The sequence below is a fragment of the Mesorhizobium sp. M5C.F.Ca.ET.164.01.1.1 genome, assembly GCF_004792125.1.
Taxonomy (GTDB): domain Bacteria; phylum Pseudomonadota; class Alphaproteobacteria; order Rhizobiales; family Rhizobiaceae; genus Mesorhizobium; species Mesorhizobium wenxiniae.
Map to the genome: position 1 here is coordinate 1 of NZ_SRTG01000075.1, position 516 is coordinate 516.

The window sequence follows — 516 nt, forward strand, 5'->3', positions numbered from 1 at the left end:
TCCGCCGCGATGTGCGCGAGATGCAGCGAAAGCACCCTGACCGGCCCTGCCGGCGCGCGGATCATGCATTCGAGCGCGGCGTTGCGCGTGTTGAGCGGGCGCACGGTGCGGCGCAGCGGCAGCGTATGCAACCTGGACCAGACGATCGGCAGCTTCGACAGCACCATGGTCCCGAACTGCCGGCGGCGGTTGACGAAGCGGCCGTCGCGCCGCTCGCTGGCATCCATGTCGAAAGCTGGGCCGTAGACCCAGTGGTAATCGGGCAGCAGTCGCGACAGAATTTCCGGCTGGTCGTCCTCGTTGGTTCGCTGCCAGTGCCGCTCGACCTCCTGCAAGGCGATGATGTCGGCGCCGTCGACGACGCGCGCGGCGCGCGCCAGATCGTAGCGGCCGTCGCTGCCGAACCCGTACTGGATGTTGTAGCTGACGAGCTTCATTGATTACCCGGCTCAACTTTCGGCGATGGCACTAGCGGTTCCGTGATGGTGTTGCAATGGACCGCAATGGCGACGGGGC

The 516-nt window shown here is 66.3% G+C and carries 1 protein-coding gene; it reads right to left on the reverse strand.

Features of this window, described 5'->3' with window-relative positions:
- The coding region (locus tag EN807_RS32475) for an endonuclease/exonuclease/phosphatase family protein (protein WP_246684500.1) at positions 1-437 on the reverse strand (437 nt) is incomplete at its 3' end.
- Positions 438-516 lie beyond the last annotated feature (79 nt).